General features: G+C 35.0%; 23 protein-coding genes. 16 read left to right on the top strand and 7 right to left on the bottom strand.

The features are described 5' to 3' along the window. The first annotated feature begins 282 nt into the window (after positions 1–282). The 8 genes from MUA88_RS06680 to MUA88_RS06645 all read left to right on the top strand — a co-directional run bounded on the left by MUA88_RS06680 (position 283) and on the right by MUA88_RS06645 (position 6,887). Positions 283–375, top strand: coding sequence for a type I toxin-antitoxin system Fst family toxin (locus MUA88_RS06680; RefSeq protein ID WP_233682233.1), 93 nt, complete (start codon positions 283–285; stop codon positions 373–375). Between the two features lie 220 nt (positions 376–595). Then, the gene (locus tag MUA88_RS06675) at positions 596–1,900 is read left to right on the top strand and encodes an ISL3 family transposase (RefSeq protein WP_481906599.1); all 1,305 of its coding nucleotides are present in this window, start codon (positions 596–598) and stop codon (positions 1,898–1,900) included. A gap of 71 nt (positions 1,901–1,971) precedes the next feature. Next, positions 1,972–2,958 carry a signal peptide peptidase SppA gene (sppA, locus tag MUA88_RS06670; protein ID WP_262605272.1) on the top strand — a complete coding sequence of 329 codons (987 nt, stop codon included), beginning with the start codon at positions 1,972–1,974 and terminating at the stop codon, positions 2,956–2,958. 9 nt (positions 2,959–2,967) lie between these two features. Beyond that, a complete protein-coding gene (locus tag MUA88_RS06665) occupies positions 2,968–3,579 on the top strand; it encodes an RDD family protein (protein ID WP_262605271.1) in 612 nt (203 codons plus the stop codon). A gap of 12 nt (positions 3,580–3,591) precedes the next feature. Further along, positions 3,592–4,086, top strand: coding sequence for a thiol peroxidase (gene tpx, locus MUA88_RS06660; RefSeq protein ID WP_262603408.1), 495 nt, complete (start codon positions 3,592–3,594; stop codon positions 4,084–4,086). A gap of 218 nt (positions 4,087–4,304) precedes the next feature. Then, entirely contained in the window at positions 4,305–5,243 is a 939-nt protein-coding gene (locus tag MUA88_RS06655) for a class I SAM-dependent methyltransferase (RefSeq protein WP_262605270.1), read from the top strand. An 87-nt stretch (positions 5,244–5,330) separates the two neighbouring features. After that, positions 5,331–6,527: an acetate kinase gene (locus MUA88_RS06650; RefSeq protein WP_262605269.1), complete on the top strand. Its 1,197-nt coding sequence runs from the start codon at positions 5,331–5,333 to the stop codon at positions 6,525–6,527. A gap of 123 nt (positions 6,528–6,650) precedes the next feature. Further along, the gene (locus MUA88_RS06645; RefSeq protein ID WP_262603405.1) at positions 6,651–6,887 is read left to right on the top strand and encodes a hypothetical protein; all 237 of its coding nucleotides are present in this window, start codon (positions 6,651–6,653) and stop codon (positions 6,885–6,887) included. Between the two features lie 124 nt (positions 6,888–7,011). Here the strand turns inward: MUA88_RS06645 and MUA88_RS06640 are convergent, their stop codons facing one another. Further along, complete coding sequence (locus tag MUA88_RS06640; RefSeq protein WP_262603404.1) at positions 7,012–7,212, bottom strand: hypothetical protein; 201 nt, start codon at positions 7,210–7,212, stop codon at positions 7,012–7,014. A 139-nt stretch (positions 7,213–7,351) separates the two neighbouring features. On the opposite strand from MUA88_RS06640, the gene nucI reads away from it, so the two are divergent. After that, positions 7,352–7,861, top strand: coding sequence for a thermonuclease NucI (gene nucI / locus MUA88_RS06635; RefSeq protein ID WP_262603403.1), 510 nt, complete (start codon positions 7,352–7,354; stop codon positions 7,859–7,861). 65 nt (positions 7,862–7,926) lie between these two features. Here the strand turns inward: nucI and MUA88_RS06630 are convergent, their stop codons facing one another. Then, positions 7,927–8,295, bottom strand: a complete 369-nt coding sequence (locus MUA88_RS06630; protein ID WP_262605268.1) for a transcriptional regulator, SarA/Rot family — start codon at positions 8,293–8,295, stop codon at positions 7,927–7,929. Between the two features lie 383 nt (positions 8,296–8,678). Beyond that, positions 8,679–10,028 (bottom strand): aspartate kinase, encoded by a 1,350-nt coding sequence (locus MUA88_RS06625; RefSeq protein ID WP_262605267.1) that lies wholly within the window; start codon positions 10,026–10,028, stop codon positions 8,679–8,681. Between the two features lie 191 nt (positions 10,029–10,219). Here MUA88_RS06625 and MUA88_RS06620 point away from each other — a divergent pair, with 191 nt between their 5' ends. The 4 genes from MUA88_RS06620 to MUA88_RS06605 all read left to right on the top strand — a co-directional run bounded on the left by MUA88_RS06620 (position 10,220) and on the right by MUA88_RS06605 (position 14,869). Beyond that, a complete protein-coding gene (locus MUA88_RS06620) occupies positions 10,220–11,500 on the top strand; it encodes a homoserine dehydrogenase (RefSeq protein WP_262603400.1) in 1,281 nt (426 codons plus the stop codon). Between the two features lie 6 nt (positions 11,501–11,506). Then, positions 11,507–12,571 (top strand): threonine synthase, encoded by a 1,065-nt coding sequence (gene thrC, locus MUA88_RS06615; protein WP_262605134.1) that lies wholly within the window; start codon positions 11,507–11,509, stop codon positions 12,569–12,571. Continuing rightward, on the top strand, positions 12,571–13,488 hold the full coding sequence (gene thrB / locus MUA88_RS06610) for a homoserine kinase (protein ID WP_262605950.1): 918 nt from the start codon (positions 12,571–12,573) through the stop codon (positions 13,486–13,488). Before thrC ends, thrB begins: the two co-directional genes overlap by 1 nt. Positions 13,489–14,050: 562 nt before the next feature. Continuing rightward, the gene (locus MUA88_RS06605; RefSeq protein WP_262603399.1) at positions 14,051–14,869 is read left to right on the top strand and encodes a Cof-type HAD-IIB family hydrolase; all 819 of its coding nucleotides are present in this window, start codon (positions 14,051–14,053) and stop codon (positions 14,867–14,869) included. Positions 14,870–14,918: 49 nt separating this feature from the next. On the opposite strand, the gene MUA88_RS06600 is transcribed toward MUA88_RS06605, so the two are convergent. Then, positions 14,919–15,233: a hypothetical protein gene (locus MUA88_RS06600; RefSeq protein ID WP_262605266.1), complete on the bottom strand. Its 315-nt coding sequence runs from the start codon at positions 15,231–15,233 to the stop codon at positions 14,919–14,921. A gap of 118 nt (positions 15,234–15,351) precedes the next feature. Then, complete coding sequence (locus MUA88_RS06595) at positions 15,352–16,800, bottom strand: amino acid permease (RefSeq protein ID WP_262605265.1); 1,449 nt, start codon at positions 16,798–16,800, stop codon at positions 15,352–15,354. 214 nt (positions 16,801–17,014) lie between these two features. Here MUA88_RS06595 and MUA88_RS06590 point away from each other — a divergent pair, with 214 nt between their 5' ends. Next, positions 17,015–18,511, top strand: a complete 1,497-nt coding sequence (locus MUA88_RS06590; protein ID WP_262605264.1) for a catalase — start codon at positions 17,015–17,017, stop codon at positions 18,509–18,511. Between the two features lie 90 nt (positions 18,512–18,601). Here the strand turns inward: MUA88_RS06590 and rpmG are convergent, their stop codons facing one another. Then, positions 18,602–18,751, bottom strand: coding sequence for a 50S ribosomal protein L33 (gene rpmG / locus MUA88_RS06585; RefSeq protein ID WP_044361700.1), 150 nt, complete (start codon positions 18,749–18,751; stop codon positions 18,602–18,604). Between the two features lie 160 nt (positions 18,752–18,911). Here rpmG and rpsN point away from each other — a divergent pair, with 160 nt between their 5' ends. Together rpsN and guaC are read left to right on the top strand one after the other, a co-directional pair. After that, the gene (rpsN, locus tag MUA88_RS06580) at positions 18,912–19,181 is read left to right on the top strand and encodes a 30S ribosomal protein S14 (protein ID WP_095117119.1); all 270 of its coding nucleotides are present in this window, start codon (positions 18,912–18,914) and stop codon (positions 19,179–19,181) included. 81 nt (positions 19,182–19,262) lie between these two features. Then, positions 19,263–20,240 (top strand): GMP reductase, encoded by a 978-nt coding sequence (gene guaC / locus MUA88_RS06575; RefSeq protein WP_262603394.1) that lies wholly within the window; start codon positions 19,263–19,265, stop codon positions 20,238–20,240. 124 nt (positions 20,241–20,364) lie between these two features. Here guaC and lexA read toward each other — a convergent pair whose 3' ends face one another. After that, positions 20,365–20,988, bottom strand: coding sequence for a transcriptional repressor LexA (lexA, locus tag MUA88_RS06570; RefSeq protein ID WP_262603393.1), 624 nt, complete (start codon positions 20,986–20,988; stop codon positions 20,365–20,367). Positions 20,989–21,032 lie beyond the last annotated feature (44 nt).

The raw sequence follows: 21,032 nt of genomic DNA, 5'->3' as shown, positions 1-21,032 counted from the left end.
TTGTCATGAGAGGCTTTTTAATATCTCCAATTATTTGAAAATGCTGACCACTTTCGTCATCATAATCCAATGGTTTTGTTCTAACGCTTGTAGTTCTTTTTCATAATCAATATTTGTGATCGTATAACCTCCTGATGTTTATCGTTATCCTTATTATGCCACGTGTTTTTGAGAGATAAAATGGATAAGGTAAGCACTATAGAAGAAATCATAGTTATTCGGTATAATGAGTAAGCCGTCTTTCCTTCCATAGGCGAGATCTTATGGAAGGAGGTGATCTCCATGGATTTTTTACTTGTTAACGTAATCGCACCGATTATAGTCGGTGTCATCCTTGCGTTGTTTTCTCACTGGTTAGATCAGCGTAAGTCGTAAGACGGCATACCGGCACCTAAAAACCCCCTAACTGTTCCTAGCAGTTAGGGGGTTCGGTGTTTCCATGGAATTTCTACTTGTTAACTTTATTATATATCATTCAGTTTTCTTTGTAAAACCATTACTTATATGTAAAAATAGTCAACTAATGGCTATTCTCCAAGTCGATTTTTGAATCATTTTAGATACAAAAAAAGCGCTCATGCCTCTATAATTTTAAGTGCCTAAACAAAAAATCAAGAGGAGACATGATGCGCCTATGTGTAATGATATATTAAAACTACTAAAAATAAAAGATGAAAATATTCAAGTTATGAAGGTGGAGGCAGATGTAGAAGTGCGTGGTCAGCTTTCTACAGTTGTTTATGGAACTATTTCTTATAAACCTGAAGCTTGTATGAAGTGTGGTTGTGTCAATGACGGGCAAATACATAAGCACGGTAAACGTGTTTCGCGTTTGACATTGTTAAAATCTCAAGAGTCTAATGTTTATCTTAACTTAGCGAAAGAACGCTTTAAATGTTTACACTGTTCAAAGACTTTTACGGCTCAAACAAGCATTGTTGATAGTCACTGTTTTATTACGAATCGCGTGAAGTTAGCGATTCAAGATAGACTCACTCGTGTACAATCTGAACTAGACATCGCCAATGATTGTAGTGTTTCTCCGAGTACAGTTAAAAGGTGTCTTCATAAACTTTCACAATCACTGACAGTCAAACCTTCATCAGGCTTACCCAAACATATCTCCATAGATGAGTTTAAAAGCGTTAAGAACGTGACAACAGCTGTGAGTTTTCTGTTTGTAAATAATGAAACGAATCAGATTATCGATATCTTAGAAGATAGACGTATTCATAAACTGAAAGAGTACTTTTATCGTTTTGACCGACGTGAAAGACTAGCTGTTAGAACTGTAACAGCGGATATGTATGAGCCATATATTAACTTCGTTCATGAAGTATTCCCAAATGCGATTTTAATATTTGATCGTTTTCATATCGTTCAGCACCTTAACCGTGAACTTAATAAGCAACGTATTTCTGTTATGAATGCTTATCGTTATAAGTCTTCAACCGATTACACGAAATTGAAAAAACACTGGAAACTCTTCCTTTCTGACAGACAAGATATTAATAGCTATGAATACTTCTGGTCAAAATCCTTCAAAACGTATACGACATCAAGAGATATTTTAGGGTATCTATTAAATCTTGATCAACAGCTCTATGACACATATATGTTAGTCCACCAACTTCGAGAAGCATTGAAACAATGTGATTGGTTACGTTTCAAAGAAATACTGCGAGGTGTAGAAAAGAAGCAGGTATCACGTGGTGTTTGGCGTGTGATTCGATTTTATAAGAAATACGAGTATGTCCTTTACGCAACAATCAAGCACCCTCAGTTTAATAATGGAGCGATTGAAGGTATCAATAATAAAATTAAGCTTATTAAGCGTGTATCGTATGGTTATCGAAACTTTAATAACTTTAAGGCAAGAAAACGATTACTTATTTTTTGAATAAGGGTATTACAATGACACGAGGTTTGTTATGATATGACCAAACAAAAATTTAAGGAGTGAGTATTTATATGTCGAAACGCATTGTAGCAATCATTATTGCTGTTGTAATTGTACTAAGTGGTATCTTGACCAGTGCGGTTACAACGCTTGCATCATCTGTGTTTAATTCTAATATTTCATCATTAAATGAACCAACAAGTACTGTAGTTGAAGAAGGAAATGGTAGCAAACAAATTGCTAAAATATCAGTAAAAGGTGAAATTGTTGATATGGTGAGTGGTGGTTTATTTGCCGCACAAGGTTATGATCATCAAGCGGCACTCAAAAAATTAGAAGCAATTAAGAAAGATGATACAATTAAAGGTGTCCTTTTAACAGTTGATAGCCCGGGTGGCAGTACATATGCTAGTGATGAATTTTATCAGAAATTAAAAGATGTTAAAGATTCTGGTAAAAAAATCTATGTACAAATGGAAACGATGGCAGCATCAGGAGGTTATTACATATCCGCACCTGCAGATAAAATTTATGCAGGACCACAAACCATGACTGGATCTATCGGTGTAATTTCTCAAGCAGTTGATTATTCAGAGTTATTGAGCAACATCGGTGTGAAATCAAATACAATCAAATCAGGCGAACATAAAGATATCATGAGTCCAACGAAAGAAATGACACAAGAAGAGCGTGAGATTTTACAATCGATTAATAAAGATAGCTATGATCAGTTTATCGATGTCATCGTAAAAGGACGCGATATGTCTGAATCAAAAGTGCGACAGTTAGCAGATGGACGTATCTATAGTGCACAACAAGCAAAAGGCAATGGCCTTATTGATGAAATTGGTTATGAGGAAGCGACATTAAAAGATTTGAAAAAAGCAATTAAAGCAAAAGATGCACAAGTGATTAGCTATGATGAATCAGACATGGGATTCGGCTCATTATTCGGTGCGAAGAGCTTTTTCAAAGGCATTCGAGCTGATGTTGAACAAATCAAATCTATTTTAAATAACGAATCACAAACAAGACCGATGTATAAATATGAAGGGTAGGTGTAATATATGAATGAAGAGAAGTATATTGAAAATACCAACCCGACAAGTCAAAGAAGTAAAACAGCACATCAAAGAGACGTCACTTTGTCGTTAAGTCCATATGAATTAGATGCCTTTTTGTATGCAGGTTTTGGTCGTCGTTTTTTAAGTTATGTCATTGATATTATGGTTTTATGGGCGGTTAAACAAATGTTATTAAAACCTTTGTTTGCTTTGACTGGCATGGATGAATGGCAACTTTGGATTTCTTACTTCAATATGGCAAATATGATAGAAGCACTCTTTTACTTCCTATATTTTGTACTTATGACTCGTTTCTTCCAACAAACGTTAGGTAAGATAATCATGGGAATTAAGGTGTATACGAAGCAAATTAAGACCTTATCATGGGCGGATGTCTTAATGAGAGAGTGGATTGGACGCATTATCTCGAATGTGATGCTAGGTTTACCATATTTGGCTGTTATCTTTACACCGAAACATATTGGTGTTCATGATTATTTTGCAGACACTGTTGTTGTGAGACAAAAATATCTCAAGCAAATTATTGAAAATAGAACGGAAATGGATGCGTATTCAAAGCAAAGTCGTTATAATGAGAAAGAAACGTATATTTAAGGAGGAACTCAAATGGCACAAATTACATTTAAACAATCACCTATTGACTTGATTGGGAATGAAGTTAACGTAAACGATCAAGCTCCAGATTTTACGGTAGTTGATCAAGGATTAAACCCAGTAACACTTGCAGACTACGATGGCAAGAAGAAGTTAATCAGTGTGGTACCTTCTATTGATACTGGCGTATGTGATCAACAAACACGTCAATTTAATGAATCAGCAAATGATGAAGATGGTTATGTATTAACAATCTCTGCAGATTTACCATTTGCACAAAAAAGATGGTGTGCAAGTAACGGCTTAGATAATGTCATTACTTTAAGTGACTACCAAGCACATTCATTTGCTAAAAACTATGGTGTTTTAATGGATGGCTTAATGTTATTAGCACGCGCTGTTTTTGTTTTAGACGAAAACAATAAAGTTGTTTATAAGGAGATTGTTCCTGAAGGTACTGATTTCCCAAACTTTGATGCAGCATTAGAAGCATATCGCAACATTTAATATGATAAATAAAGGTTGAGACATTAGTTTGTTCTACTTGTCTCAACCTTTATTTTTTATTATCCTAGAAAATAGGTAGAGAATAAAAGGAAAGACTCGGTAGATATATACATAGTAGTCATTCTCGAATTATTATTTATCATAAACCTCTCGTAGTATTACTAATATGATTAAAAGAATACACAGAATAGATGAGGCATATTGAAAGGGCGTAACTTATGACACAATCACCGTCAATCATGGAGCAATTATTTCAGCGACTTGATGAAAAGACAAAAGATTTAAACGAAGAAAATGGCCAAAGTTTTATTGAGAACTTAGGGTTAGCCATGGAATATTTTTATATGAACGAACGAGAATTGCTTGAAAAAGCAAGTTTTCAAGATAGACGAAAAGCTTTTCAATTTGCATATTTAAGTCAATTGCAGCAAGAAGAGGTACAAGCGAATCATCAGATTACACCTGATACAATTGGTTTAGTGGTTGGTTTCCTCGTTTCACAATTTGAATCGGAAGCAAAAGCGATGCATATTGCTGACTTAGGAAGTGGTTCTGGACATTTAAGTGCGACTGTTCACGATGTACTGAAAGATATCACTGTGATGCATCATCTTGTTGAAGTGGATCCAGTATTGTCACGTTTAAGTATTCATTTAGCCAACTTTTTAGAAATTCCATTTGATGTTTACCCACAAGATGCGATTATGCCATTGCCATTTGAGGATGCAGACATTGTTGTAGGAGATTTACCGATTGGTTATTATCCAGTCGATGATAGAAGTGCACAAATGGCGCTTGGTTTTGAAGAAGGTCACAGCTATTCACATTATTTATTTATTGAACAAGCTGTTCAGGCATTGAAACCATCTGGATATGCATTTCTTGTTATACCAACACAACTTTTTGAAGGCGAACATGTGAAACAGTTAGAAAATTTCATTGCTACAGAGACAGAAATGCAAGCATTTTTGAACTTGCCTAAGAATTTATTTAAAAATAAAAATGCACAAAAATCTATTCTTGTATTACAGCGCAAACAGCAAGGCGTTACTAAGCCTGTAGAGGTTTTCTTAGCGAATATCCCTGATTTTAAGAATCCACAATTATTCCAAAACTTCTTAGCAGAGTTGAAAGAATGGCATTCTGAAAATCATTAAAAAAATAACCTGTAATACGCTTGAATTACAACTGTATTAATGGTTAAATAGATGTGGATAAATTTATATATACTGGAGGACGTTCCTATGTCAAAGTTAATTTTGGCGATTAATGCTGGTAGTTCATCTTTAAAATTTCAATTAATTGAAATGCCAGAAGAAAAATTAGTCACAAAAGGTTTAGTAGAGCGTATTGGGCTTAAAGATTCAATTTTTACAATCGAAGTAAACGGTGAAAAAATTAAAGATGTAAAAGATATTAAAGACCATGAAGAAGCAGTAAACATTATGTTAGATAGCTTCCAAAAACATAGTGTTATCAATGACATTAATGATATCGATGGAACAGGTCACCGCGTTGTACACGGTGGTGAAACATTCCCTGAATCAGCACTTGTTACAGATCAAGTTGCTAAAGATATTGAAGCGTTAGCGGACTTAGCACCGTTACATAACCCAGCAAACTTAATGGGTATTAACGCATTTAGAAAACTTTTACCAAACATTCCACACGTGGCAGTGTTTGATACATCATTCCATCAAACAATGCCTGAATCAGCTTATCTTTACAGCTTACCATACAACTACTACAAAGATTATGGTATCCGTAAATATGGTTTCCACGGTACAAGCCACAAATACGTTTCACAACGTGCAGCTGAAATGTTAGGTAAACCGATTGAAGAGTTACGCATGATTTCTTGCCATATTGGTAATGGTGCTTCTATTACTGCAATTGATGGTGGAGAATCTATCGATACGTCAATGGGCTTCACACCATTAGCAGGTGTTACAATGGGTACACGTTCAGGTAACCTTGACCCAGCTTTAATTCCATTCATCATGGAAAAAACTGGTAAAACAGCTGAAGAAGTTATCAATGTATTTAATAAAGAATCTGGTTTATTAGGTATTACTGGTACTTCATCTGACTTACGTGACATTGAACAAGCAGCAAATGAAGGCGATGAACGTGCAGCACTTGCATTAGAAATCTTCGCTTCACGCATCCATAAATATATGGGTACGTATGCTTCACGTATGCACGGAGTAGACGTCATTATCTTCACTGCTGGTGTTGGTGAAAACTCTGATGTTGTTCGTGCACGTGTATTAGAAGGCTTAGAATTCATGGGCGTTTATTGGGATCCACGTAAAAATGAAGGATTACGCGGTAAAGAGGCTGAATTAAACTATCCTCATTCTCCAGTTAAAGTTTTAGTGATCCCAACTGACGAAGAGGTTATGATCGCTCGCGATGTAATCACTTTTGGTGAATTATAAGATTTTAAATTGTACATTCATAAAATGACTAATATTTAAATGATAAGCGTTTCTCTGTTATAGTTAATGAAACAGAGAAATGCTTTTTTTACTTTTAAAAGGATATTTTAAGGAGGTGATCGTATGTATAAACAATATTGGTTGAAGTCTTTTGATTATAAAGGTGTTTCTAACGTAACGGAATTAATCATCTGTTTAATGATAAATTTAGGTATTTTACTATTAATTCATCTGCTTGGTTACGTCGTACCTGTTTCAAAAGAAAATCTTGTTGTAACGCTATATTATATTGTCTTGGTACTGATGATTTTCCCAACGATTGCGATGGGTGTAAGAATATGGAATAGTAATAAGTCATAAGGTCGTGCATCATATGAATCTCGCATATAAAAAGCAAGCTTTGAAAGGAATATATTCGCTAAAGAAGCGATATAACCATGAAACGCTTGCTTTCTTTATCATACAAAAAGTCCAAACCAAATATTTAAGATGGTTCGGACTTGTTTTTTTTGTTACGTTTACTTTTGATAAATTCAATGAGGAAACCACATATAATACCAAGTAAGACACCAATGAAGGCGCCTGCAATGAGTGGTAAGTTAAAGTACGATTGCAATACAAAACTCATAACGATTGCAAAAATAATAATAGACAATGAAAGATAGTTCTCTTTAAGTGTTTTCATTCGATTCACTCCAATCATATATATTATAACATCTCTTGAATAAAGGTAAATCATTCTATTAAGTTGAAGTAAAAATTGCGCTTGACCCACTGCCAAAAATCTAATATGCTTATTCAGAATATAAAGTGAAGGTGACATTATGGATAAAAAATTATCATTTATTATTGTAGCGATTATTGCGATAGGTGTATTAGGTTTTCAATATATCAATCAATCAGGGCCGTTCTCAGAAGCAAAACCTGATGCTAATGGTGAAACATATACAGTTAAACGTGTCATCGATGGTGATACAATTATTGTAGGAAAGTCAGGTCAAGAGGATGAACGTGTGCGTTTAATTGGTGTGGATACACCAGAAACGGTCAAACCAAACACGCCTGTCCAACCATATGGAAAAGAAGCGTCTGATTTTACGAAAAAACATTTGACGAATCAACAAGTTACTTTGGAATACGATAAAGAAAAGACAGATCGTTATGGAAGAACACTTGCATATGTTTGGCTAGATGATGAAATGTTTAATGTTGTACTAGCAAAAGAAGGTCTTGCACGTGCAAAGTTCTACGCACCAAATGATAAATATCGTAGTCTTATTGAACAAGCTCAAAAAGAAGCACAAGACAAGCAACTTAATATTTGGGAACGTTAAAAAGTCTTTGAATAACATACCTAACGTGTGTTGTTCAAAGACTTTTTTGTTGTATAGAAAAAGATTTATGATTCATTCAGGATAGATTTTTGGATTTGATCAAATTCTTTAAGTATTTCATTCATTCGCTGATATTGATCATCAGTAAATGTAATATATACTTTTCGTTCATCTTCAGTAGAGCGCTCTTTTCCAATAATCTCCATTTCAGAAAGTGCAGTTAATGATTTGTGTACTTCCATGAGACTAAAATCAATGGATTGTTTCACTTTATGAAGTGAAATACGTTTACTATTTGCTGATTTAAGGTGATAGAGAAACAAAATATCATTAAATTTAAGGCCAAATTGCTTTTTGATTTCACTAATAATTTTTTTTCGATAGGATTCATATAAGAAAATTTGATCCGAATCCATTTTGTAACCGTTATTCATTTTTTCACTCCTTAAACATATCAAATGCACTGTACAACTTATTATATTAAATAATTTATACTTTTAAAAGCCAAACTTTCAATATTACTAAAAGAAAGACATATATCATTAAAATATTGAGAGTTAGTTTACACTTTACATATGGAAGTTTACCCAAAAAATTAAAGAATTTCAATAATTTATTAATAAAAAGAAAATCTTAAATATAAAATTAAAAAACAAGTAGTTTAAACGTATATTAATTAGGCCTATAATCGAAGTTATTTTAATATAATATATCCATAATATTTACAAATGATTTATATGAATAAAAATGTGACTGAAATTTGGATCAAAGTACAAAAAAAGTGCGATTCCTGAAATTACAAGAATCGCACTTTTTCTTACATATAACAGTTTTGATAGCAGGCTTTAACAGCTGCGTCGGCATCTTTGTTTGAAATACCGAACATCATAGAAATTTCTGAAGAACCTTGGGTAATCATTTTTAAGTTGATGTTTGATTGGGCAAGGGCAGTTGTAATTTTATTAGCTGTTCCGACAACGGCACTCATACCTTCCCCAACGACCATTAGGATTGCTAAATCATGTTCGACATTCAATTCATCAATTTCACATTGTGTACGAATCGCATTTAAAACTTTTTCCTCTTTGCCAGCTAATTGGGACGTACGCATGATAATACTGATATTATCGATACCTGATGGCATATGGTCATATGAGATGTCATTTTCTGCTAAAATACTCAAGATTTTTAAAGAGAAACCAACTTGTCTGTTCATTAAATACTTTTTAATGTTGATACTAGTGAAACCTTTATCGCAACTGATACCCGTTACTACTTTTTGGCGATTGATTTCACGATCATGAACAATGTATGTTCCTGGATCTTCAGGACGATTTGTATTTTTAATTACAACGGGAATACGGTAGCGATACAAAGGTTGTAAAGCTTCATCGTGGAATACACCGAAACCAGCATATGATAACTCTCGCATTTCTCGGTATGTAATCTCACTAATAATTTCCGGTGATTTTATCACTGTAGGATTTGCGCGATAAATACCAGATACATCTGTGAAGTTCTCATATAAGTCTGCTTTCACACCACGTGCAACGATGGCACCTGTAATGTCTGAACCACCACGTGGGAAGGTCACGATATGATTCGTCTCGGAATATCCAAAAAAGCCAGGGATAATAATTTTTTCAGAGTAATGTCGAATGTGTTCAATCTTATCGTAACTTGATTCTAAGATTTGAGCATTTTCGGGTTCATCTGTCACAATAATGCCGGCATCTTTTGGTGATAAGTAAATCGTAGGCACACCTTGAGCTGTATTATATGCGGCAATGATCTGTGCATTGAAGTTTTCACCAGAAGATTTCAATGCATCTAGTAAACGCGCCGGCTGATCTGCCAGTTGGTTAATGTGTTGTTCAAGCGTATCGTCGATTTTTTGTAAAAGATCTGTTTGTAAATCAAGTTCACTGATAATATCTTCAAAACGCTTAAGGATTTCCTGTTTTTTATCTTGATAATCTAACCCATTGATGACTTTCTCATATAGTCTAATTAAAAGGTCGGTCGCCTTAATGTCTTCATCATGTCGCTTACCTGGAGCTGACACGATAATAATTTTCCTCTCATCATCACTGTTGACAATGTTTAATACTTTTTTAATTTGTTCAGCAGACGCAACTGAACTTCCACCAAATTTAGATACTTTCATAAGATATTACAACCTTTCTAACTAATGGGATTACCTATTCAGTTTTATACTGAAAAATGGTATGATTAAGATGTCTTTTTTAAATTTTTTGAACTTTACAAACTTTGGGAATGAACATATACTAAACTATATTTATTGATATTTCAATATGTAGTGAATAATTTAGTTTAAAACTATCGGAGGGATATTACATGAAACAGCTCAATGTTGCATTATTAGGACTAGGTACTGTAGGATCTGGTGTTGTAAAAATTATTGAAGAGAACCATCAGCAGATTAAAGACACCATTCAAAAAGACATTCAGATCAAACATATTCTTGTTCGTGATAAATCTAAAAAGCGCCCACTTAATATTTCACAATATCATTTAACGGAAGATGTGAATGATATTTTAAATGATGATGATGTGGATATCGTTGTAGAAGTGATGGGCGGGATTGAACCGACCGTTGATTGGTTGAAAGCAGCATTGTCTCAGAAAAAACATGTAATAACAGCGAATAAAGACTTATTAGCCGTTCATTTACGTGTACTAGAAGATTTGGCACAAGAGAATGGCGTTGCACTTAAATATGAAGCCAGTGTTGCAGGTGGAATACCTATCGTTAATGCGATTAATAATGGATTGAATGCCAATAATATTAGTAAGTTTATGGGTATTTTCAACGGAACATCTAACTTTATTTTAACGAAGATGACTGAAGATGGTGCAGCATATGAAGATGCATTACAAGAAGCACAAGCATTAGGTTTTGCGGAAGCGGATCCTACAGATGATGTAGAAGGTATTGATGCGGCACGTAAAGTTGTGATTACATCATACCTATCGTTTAACCAAGTGATTAAATTGGCAGATGTTGCTACAGAAGGTATTAGCCAAGTAACAACGGATGATATTAATGCAGCAACAGCGCTTGGCTATAAAATCAAGTTAATTGGTAAAGGGACTTATGAAAATGGACAAGTTCAAGCATCTGTTAAACCAACTTTGATTGCCAATAGTCATCAACTTGCAGCAGTTGAGAATGAGTATAATGCGATTTATGTCATTGGGGATGCTGTTGGAGAAACGATGTTCTACGGTAAAGGTGCGGGTAGTTTAGCAACTGGTTCGGCTGTAGTCAGTGACTTGTTGAATGTTTCGTTACAATTTGAATCTAACTTGCATACGTTGCCACCACATTTTGAATTAGCAACAGAAAAAACAAAACAAATGATGGATACGAATGAACCTGAAACAATTAAAGAAAAAGAAAGTTTCTATTTAGTCGTGACATGTCCAGATGTTTCGGAAAAACAAGTGGAAGCAGACATCAAAGGAAATCTACCATTCCATAAAACATTACAATTAAAACAATTAAAGGATAATCAATATGCAGTTGTTGTCATTGGTGTAGATGAATTACCAACAACAATAGATACTTTAGATGGTTATAAAGTGGAAAAAATTTATTCAGTTGAAGGAGTTTGATGAATGATGAAATTATGGCAAGGTCTCGTAAAGGAATATGAATCTTTTTTACCCGTTGATGAAAACACACCTAATGTTACTTTGAATGAGGGGCATACACCATTAATTTATTGCGACAAAATGTCTGAAATGTTAGGCATTGAATTATATGTAAAATATGAAGGTGCCAATCCAACAGGTTCATTTAAAGACCGAGGTATGGTAATGGCAGTGACTAAAGCAAAAGAACAGGGACGTAAGATGGTCATCTGTGCTTCAACTGGGAATACTTCCGCTTCAGCAGCAGCCTATGCAGCAAGAGCAGGTATGAAAGCTATTGTTGTCATACCTGAAGGGAAAATTGCATTAGGTAAATTATCTCAAGCCGTGATGTATGGTGCACAAATTATTTCAATTGAAGGAAACTTTGATGAAGCTCTAGAAATTGTAAAAGAAATCGCACAAGATGGTGAAATCGAACTTGTAAACTCAGTGAACCCGTACCGTATTGAAGGTCAAAAAACAGCGTCATTTGAAGTAGTTGAACAATTAGATGGCCAAGCACCTGATGTATTAGCGATACCAGTAGGAAATGCGGGAAATATCACTGCATATTGGAAAGGTTTCAAGGAGTACAACGATAAACTACAAAGTGATTTACCAAAAATGTTTGGCTTCCAAGCAGAAGGTGCATCACCTATCGTACAAAACAAAGTTGTTAAAAATCCTGAAACAATTGCGACAGCGATTCGTATCGGAAATCCAGCAAGTTGGGATAAAGCTGTAGATGCCATTGAAACATCTGAAGGTCTGATCGATTCAGTGACAGATGAAGAAATTCTTGAAGCATATCAATTGATGACATCTAAAGAGGGCGTCTTCAGTGAACCAGCAAGTAACGCCTCAATTGCGGGACTTATCAAATTACACCGTCAAGGTAAGTTAGAAAAAGGTCAAAAAGTAGTTGCTGTATTAACAGGTAACGGCTTGAAAGATCCAGATACAGCTATTGGATTATTAGAAAATCCAATCCAAGCATTACCAAATAATAAAACAGAAATTATTCAATACATTAAGGATGCATTAAAATGATGAAAAATAAGCTGAGCTTAAAGGTACCAGCATCAACTGCTAACTTAGGAAGCGGTTTTGATTCTGTAGGTATGGCGTTAAATAAATTTCTTTATATCGATGCACAACCTATCCGTGCGCGAAAATGGAAGTTCCATCATGAAGGGCCAAATCTTTGTGGACTTCCTGAAGACGAGACAAACTATATTTATAAAACGGCACAATGGGTTGCAAAAAAGTTTGATGTTCAATTGCCAACGTTAGAGATTAGATTATACAGTGATATTCCACTTGCACGTGGACTTGGTTCATCTGCTTCAGCGTTGGTTGCAGCACTCTATATTGCGAACTATTTTGGTGATATTGAACTCTCCAAATATGAATTATTGCAACTAGCAACAGAAATTGAGGGTCACCCTGACAATGTAGCACCTACGATCTATGGTGGGCTCGTTGTTGGATATCACAATGCTGAAACAAACGTCACTGATGTAGCACACATTGATATACCTGATGTAGACTTCATCCTGACAATCCCCGAATATGAATTGGAAACTGAAAAATCACGCTCTGTCCTTCCAGAACAAATCAGCCATAAAGATGCTGTGAAGTATAGTGCAATCAGCAATACAATGATTAGTGCATTGATTCAGCATAATTATGAACTAGCTGGTAAGATGATGGAACAAGATGGCCTTCACGAACCATATCGTCAACATTTGATTGAAGAGTTTGCTGCCGTGAAAGACATGGCACACGATTTTGATGCATATACGACAGTGATGTCTGGCGCGGGATCAACCATTATGACAATGATTAAAAAAGAACAGAGTGGCCCATTAGTTCGTGCTCTCCGTCAATCATTTGATAATTGTCATTCAGAGCTTGTTACAGTGAATACTGAAGGTGTCATCAGTCAAGTGAATCATAAAAATTAAATCATAAAAATGAACGAGCTGAGACATAGTGCTTAGCTCGTTCATTTTGGTTATAGAAATCAATTTAACGTCAGTGAGCGTATAAAGTGAAAATACGTTTAAAAAAGCCATTGCAAAACTCCTAGTTGTCCTGACGGGGTGGAACGTTGAAATCTTTTAAAGTGACAAAAATTTCTGTCCCATCTTTTATTAGGGTTAAGACATTCTACGCTTGGGTTCTGAGAATCGCTTGTCAGTTTTCGAGAAGCAGAATTCACAACAGAACCTCACAGCTCTTAAAAATTTGAAAATTCATTTTGATTGTCCTCAAGTTCCATTAGAATTCTAAACACTTCTCTCATAACCACTTGATGTTAGTATTCAAGGCACAGGCTTCTCGACAGAACTTCGCAATGACCCAAAATAAAAAAGCTATTTCAGAAATCACTTGTGTTCTACTCAAACTCAAACCGCACCTTTCACAACATTATGATTTCTTATAATTTCATGACTTTATTCGCTCATTTATATTAAAATAGAGGCGGTTAAGGTAAGATAGAGAAAGAAAAGGAGTAGGATAAATATGAAGACGGATTTAATCATTTTTGATATGGATGATACGTTATTAACATCTCAAAATAAAGTATCCCAATTAACAAAAGACTATTTATTAAAAGTGCAGCAACAAGGTTATAAGCTAACATTGGCTTCAGGACGCCCTACTGAGGGCATGTTAGAAGTTGCGAAAGAATTAAAGTTAGACGAATATGGTAGCTATATTATGAGTTATAATGGCGGTCAAACGATGGATATTTCAAATCAATCGGTCATCGCAAAAAAGAGTGTGTCAAAAGAAAATTTTGATCGTATCGTGGATTTCTGTAGAGAAAATGACATGATGGTGTTAACTTATTATAATGGTGAAATTGTCATTGAAGGTGAACATGAATATATGGGTGTTGAATCAAAACTGACTGGCATGCCAATGATTCAAGTGTCCGACATTAAAGCACATGTTCAAACTGATGTACCGAAAGCGATGGCAGTTGATTATGAAGACAAAATTGCTGAAATGCTAGCTACGCAAACATCTCAATTTACGGATGAATTGACAGTAACGATTAGTAAGCCATTTTTCCTTGAATTTATGAGTAAAGGTGTTTCAAAAGGCGCTGCTATCCGTCGCTTAGCAGAACAATTAGATTTATCTATAGATCGTATGATCGCATTTGGTGATAGTGCGAACGACTTAGATATGATAGAAACAGTTGGCACAGGTGTTGCGATGGGTAATGCATTAGAAATAGTGAAAGAAAAAGCAGATGTCGTCACTAAAAGTCATGATGAAGATGGCATTCCTTATATTTTAGAACAATTGATTGGTATCTCAATAGAAAAATAAAAATAAACCAGGGACAAGGCTTCAACTGAAGCCTTGTCCCTGGTTTATTTTATTTAGCTGTATGTGTCCACTCTTTATGTCCGCGATGACGTTTGATGTGAGCATATATATGATCGGCTGCATATTCTTGATTGGTATAGATTGTAATTGCAAATGAAGATTGATTGTCTTCAAAAGGTGTATCTAAATATAACTCTTTAAGATGCTGATAAAGATTTTCCATTTGTTCATGAGTCAAACTACCATATTCTCTTAAGGTGCGTTTGAGCAATTGACCATGCTTTTCTTCTAAAGATTGTACAACAATAACGAAACGTTCTTCCGTTTTGAGTACATCATCAAAAAGGTTTGTTTGTCCAATCATAATAAAACCACCTTTATTTGTTGTTACTTTAATTATACCGTATTTATATTAACGATAAAATAGTAAAAAAAGTCGTTTCATTATCATTTACACAATGAAACAAAACGACTTTTTCATATTATTTGTATGATTCATGTTCACTTAAATCAATTTGGTCTAATGGAATGACTTTTGTTTTATGAATCAATTTATGAACAATATAGATAATAAATAAAATGAAGATTGGTAATAAATTTTGTGATAATTTTGGTACATCAAAGTGAATGATTGCTTCTGCTGAACTTCCCAGTATTAAAAAGGCAATTGTTGCAAATACTAAGATAGGGCCAAATGGGAAGAATGGTGCTTTATATGGTAACAATTGATCAATATCTTTTTGTTGTACCTTGATCGCACGTCTTAAACGGAACTGTGCAAGTACACTTGAAGCCCATACAACAGTAATTAACGCACCGATGATATTTAATAATCTGACAACACTATCTGTATTGTAATTTGCATAAACAGTCACTGCTGTAATGAATGTAAATGTTGTTAACAAAGCGTTAAGAGGTAACTTTGTTTGGCGGTTGATTTTTCTTAAAAATTTCGGTGCTTGTCTATCTTCACTTAAAGAATAGAGCATACGACTTGTTGTAAAAATACCAGAGTTTGCTGCAGATAATAATGTTGTCAGAATAACAGCGTTAATGACTGAAGCAGCAAATGCAATACCGACTTTATCAAATACAATTGTAAAAGGACTTTGCGTAATCGAACTGTTTTCATTCAATAAAGTTGGATCGGTATAAGCAAGTATTCCTGAAATAACGGCAATAGATAGAACATAGAATAGTAAAATACGCCAGAATACTTGTTTAATCGCACGAGGCATTGATTTTCTAGGATTATCTGATTCTCCTGCTGCAACAGCAACAACTTCACTACCACCGACAGAGAAACCAGCAATAAGTAATACGCTTAAGAAACCTGAAAGGCCACCGACGAATGGCGCTTCACCGACTGTATAGTTTTCAAAACCGTAGTAGTGGCCACCTAAAATACCAAAAATCATTAAAATCCCTAATATGATAAAAATGATAATGGTTACAACCTTTACGAGTGATAACCAAAATTCTGCCTCACCGAATGCTTTTACTGAAAAAACATTTAATAAAAAGATGATAACTAAGAAAATAATACTCCATACAAGGGGAGAGAAGAAATGGAAGGCATCCCAGTATCCTAAGACATTGGATGCGACAATCACATCAATACTCGTTACAAGCGACCAGATTGTCCAATATAACCAACCCATGGTAAAACCTAATGATGGATCAACAAAGCGTGTTGCATAGCTACTAAATGATCCAGAGACTGGGTAAAATGTTGCCATTTCCCCGATAGATGACATTAAAAAGTAAAGCATAATGCCAATAATTAAATATGCTAAAATGGCACCTCCAGGACCAGCTTGAGCAATTACACTACCAGTTGCAACAAATAGTCCAGTCCCAATCGCACCACCGATAGCAATCATGGTAATGTGTCGAGATTGGAGGCCACGTTTTAAATTCTTTTCTTCCATAAACATCTGCTCCTCATAATTAAAGATTTCTATCTATTGTACTTGCAATTTAAGTGATATTCAACAGTAATTTACAACTTTAAAGGAAAAAAGCGAAATTTTTCGACAATTCTTACTTCAATCAGCTCATTTTACTTTTAAATTCATGTGGAAGGGGTATAATAATAGTAGAACTTAATTTAGAATTATTATAAATAAGAAAGAAGGTATTGCAATGACTCAAAATAATGACTCAAAACTTACAGGCTTATTTGGACATCCAGTCGGCGACAGAGAAAATTCTATGACAGCTGGACAACGTGGTCCATTGCTCATGCAAGATTGGTACTTTTTAGAGCAAATGGCTCATTTTGATCGTGAAGTGATTCCTGAAAGACGTATGCATGCAAAAGGTTCAGGCGCTTTCGGTACATTGACTGTGACAAATGATATTACGCAATATACTTCAGCAAAGATTTTTTCAGAAATAGGTAAAAAAACGGAGATGTTTGCACGTTTTTCAACAGTAGCAGGTGAACGTGGTGCTGCTGATGCAGAACGTGATATTCGTGGATTTGCACTAAAATTTTACACTGAAGAAGGAAACTGGGACTTAGTAGGGAATAACACGCCTGTGTTCTTCTTTAGAGATCCAAAATTATTTGCAAGTTTAAATCATGCTGTTAAAAGAGATCCAAGAACGAACATGCGTAGCCCTCAAAATAACTGGGACTTCTGGACATCATTACCAGAAGCATTACATCAAGTGACGATTTTGATGTCGGATCGTGGTATTCCTAAAGGTTATCGACATATGCATGGTTTCGGCTCACACACATACGCCATGATTAATGGCAATAATGAGCGTGTATGGGTGAAATTCCACTTCAGAACACAACAAGGGATTGAAAATTTATCACCAGAAGAAGCGGCGCAAGTCATCGCAAATGATCGTGAGTCATCTCAACGTGATTTATTTGAAGCGATAGAGAATGGCCAATTCCCAAAATGGAAAATGTACATTCAAGTGATGACGGAAGAACAAGCACGTCAACATAAAGATAATCCGTTTGACCTAACTAAAGTTTGGTTCAAAGATGAATATCCATTAATTGAAGTGGGTGAATTTGAATTAAATAAAAATCCAGATAATTATTTCATGGATGTGGAACAAGCTGCTTTTGCACCAACGAACATCATTCCAGGCATCGACTTCTCACCAGATAAAATGTTGCAAGGTAGACTGTTCTCATATGGTGATGCGCAAAGATATCGTTTAGGTGTCAATCACTGGCAGATTCCTGTTAACCAACCTAAAGGTGTGGGTGTAGAAAATATTTGCCCATTTAGCCGTGATGGTCAAATGCGTTTCCTAGATGGTAACGGTGGCGGTTCTACACATTACTATCCAAATAGTACAGGTGCTTTTAAAGATCAACCAGAATATAAACGTGCACCTCTTAGCATCGAAGGCACAGCATTTGAACATGATTTTAGAGAAGATGATGATAATTACTTCGAACAACCTGGCAAGTTATTCCGTTTACAAACACCAGAACAACAGCAACGTATTTTTGAAAACACAGCAAATGAAATGGATGGTACAACGGATGAAGTGAAACACCGTCATATTCGTCATTGTTATCAAGCTGATCCAGAATATGGTAAAGGTGTGGCGAATGCATTAGGTATGACTGCACAATTAGATGAGATTTTAGGAGATTTAAAATAATCATATATAAAGAAAAATGGTGAGCGTACGAATCGCTCACCATTTCTCTATCATTGTCGTATTTTTTTGATTAGTCGTGATATGCCGTTATTATTTTGTTTCTCTGTGTAAAGTGTGCTTATTTAATCTTGGGCAATATTTCATCATTTCGATACGCTCTGGGTTTGTACGTTTATTCTTAGTAGTGATGTAGTTACGGTCACCACATTCAGTACAAGCTAAAGTTACATTAATACGCATGGTATTCCCTCCTTTGGTTTTAAAATAAATTGAAACCATTACGATTTAATATTTTATCACGCTTTTTTGGATTTGCCAACATTTTATCTTGCGTTTATGAAAGAAAATATGCTAGTATGTAAAACGTAATGATTACGATTTATAAAAAGGTGGTATAAAAATGGCTAAAAAGTCTAAAATAGCAAAAGAAGCAAAGCGTGAAGCATTAGTTGCACAATACGCTGAATTAAGACGTGAATTAAAAGCAAAAGGTGATTATGAAGCACTTCGCAAACTTCCACGTGATTCATCACCAACAAGATTAACAAGAAGATGTAAAGTTACAGGTCGTCCTCGTGGCGTCATGCGTAAGTTTGAAATGTCTAGAATTTCATTCCGTGAATATGCACATAAAGGCCAAATTCCAGGCGTTAAAAAATCTAGCTGGTAAATTTCATTCCCTTTGTTTACTTTATCCGTTAATGATAGTATATTATCATATGGATAAAATAAATGAGGGGTTTTTTAAAACATGAAAATTTTTGATTATGAAGATATACAATTAATTCCAAACAAAAGCATCGTGAAAAGTCGTTCAGAAATTGACACATCTATCCAATTTGGACCTAGAAGATTTAAATTACCAGTCGTTCCTGCAAATATGCAAACAGTGATGAATGAGCAACTTGCAGAATGGTTTGCAGAAAATGAATACTTCTATATTATGCACCGTTTTGATGAAGCGGCACGTATACCATTCATTAAACGTATGCATGAAAAAGGTTTATTTGCTTCAATCTCAGTTGGTGTTAAAGACCCTGAATTTGATTTTGTTGAAAAAATTAAATCTGAAGACTTGAAACCTGAGTATATCACAATTGATATTGCACATGGTCATTCAGATCAAGTTATCGATATGATTAAACATATTAAAAAACATTTACCAGAAACATTTGTTATCGCTGGGAATGTTGGTACGCCTGAGGGTGTTCGTGAATTAGAAAATGCTGGTGCAGATGCAACGAAAGTGGGTATTGGACCAGGTCGCGTATGTATTACTAAGATCAAAACTGGTTTTGGTACAGGTGGTTGGCAATTAGCAGCAATTAATCATTGTAGTAAAGCAGCACGTAAACCAATTATTGCAGATGGTGGTATTAGAACACACGGTGATATCGCAAAATCTGTACGTTTCGGTGCATCAATGGTTATGATCGGTTCTTTATTTGCAGCACATGAAGAATCTCCTGGTGAAACAGTAGAAATGGATGGCAAGAAGTACAAAGAATACTTCGGTAGTGCATCTGAATATCAAAAAGGTGAACGCAAAAACGTAGAAGGCAAAAAAATGTTTGTTGCACACAAAGGTTCACTTAAGGATACGTTAAAAGAAATGCAAGAAGACTTACAAAGTTCAATTTCTTATGCAGGTGGCAAAGATGTTGATTCATTAAGAAAAGTAGATTATGTCATTGTGAAAAACTCTATTTTCAATGGTGACAGAGATTAATTTAAAATAATGATTGATGATATAGAAAAAGCTCAGGGCACAATGCCTCTGAGCTTTTTTGATAATAAGTAAGGAGTTTTATTGAGAAGTTTATACGAGTAAAATATCATATTGATCCTGTTGACTACATTTCTCTAAATAGACCAATGACTTTCCCTAATACTGTTACATGTTCTAAATAAATCGGACTTAGCATACTATTTTCAGGTTGTAAGCGATAGCGATTTTTCTCTTTATAAAAGCGTTTAACAGTTGCCTCATCTTCATCCGTCATCGCAACGATAATATCACCATTTTCTGCAATAGATTGACTACGTACAATAACTTTATCTCCATCCAAAATACCCGCTTCAATCATACTATCACCCACAACATTTAATATGAAAATTTGTCCATTGTGCGTTGAAGTAAAATGTTCTGGTAGTGGATAGTATTCTTCAACATTTTCAACAGCAGTAATCGGCATACCAGCCGTTACTTTCCCTATTACAGGTACAAAAATTGTTGCTTCCATATTTACAGGTTCGCCCATTAATTCATGAACAATTTCGATAGCACGTGGCTTAGTTGGGTCTCGACGAATATATCCTTTTTCTTCTAGACGAGAAAGGTGCCCGTGTACAGTAGAACTCGAAGCTAAACCAACGGCCTCTCCAATCTCACGAACACTTGGTGGATAGCCTTTAGATTGTACGACCTGTTTGATAAATTCAAATATTTCACTCTGTCTCTTTGTTAATTCTCTCATAATTAGCACTCCTCCGTTAAATTTAAGACAATTATAGCATATTA

Source organism: Staphylococcus sp. IVB6240 (genome assembly GCF_025558425.1).
GTDB lineage: Bacteria > Bacillota > Bacilli > Staphylococcales > Staphylococcaceae > Staphylococcus.
The sequence above is the reverse complement of the archived record's forward strand: the minus strand, read 5'-3'. Positions and strand labels throughout refer to the sequence as shown.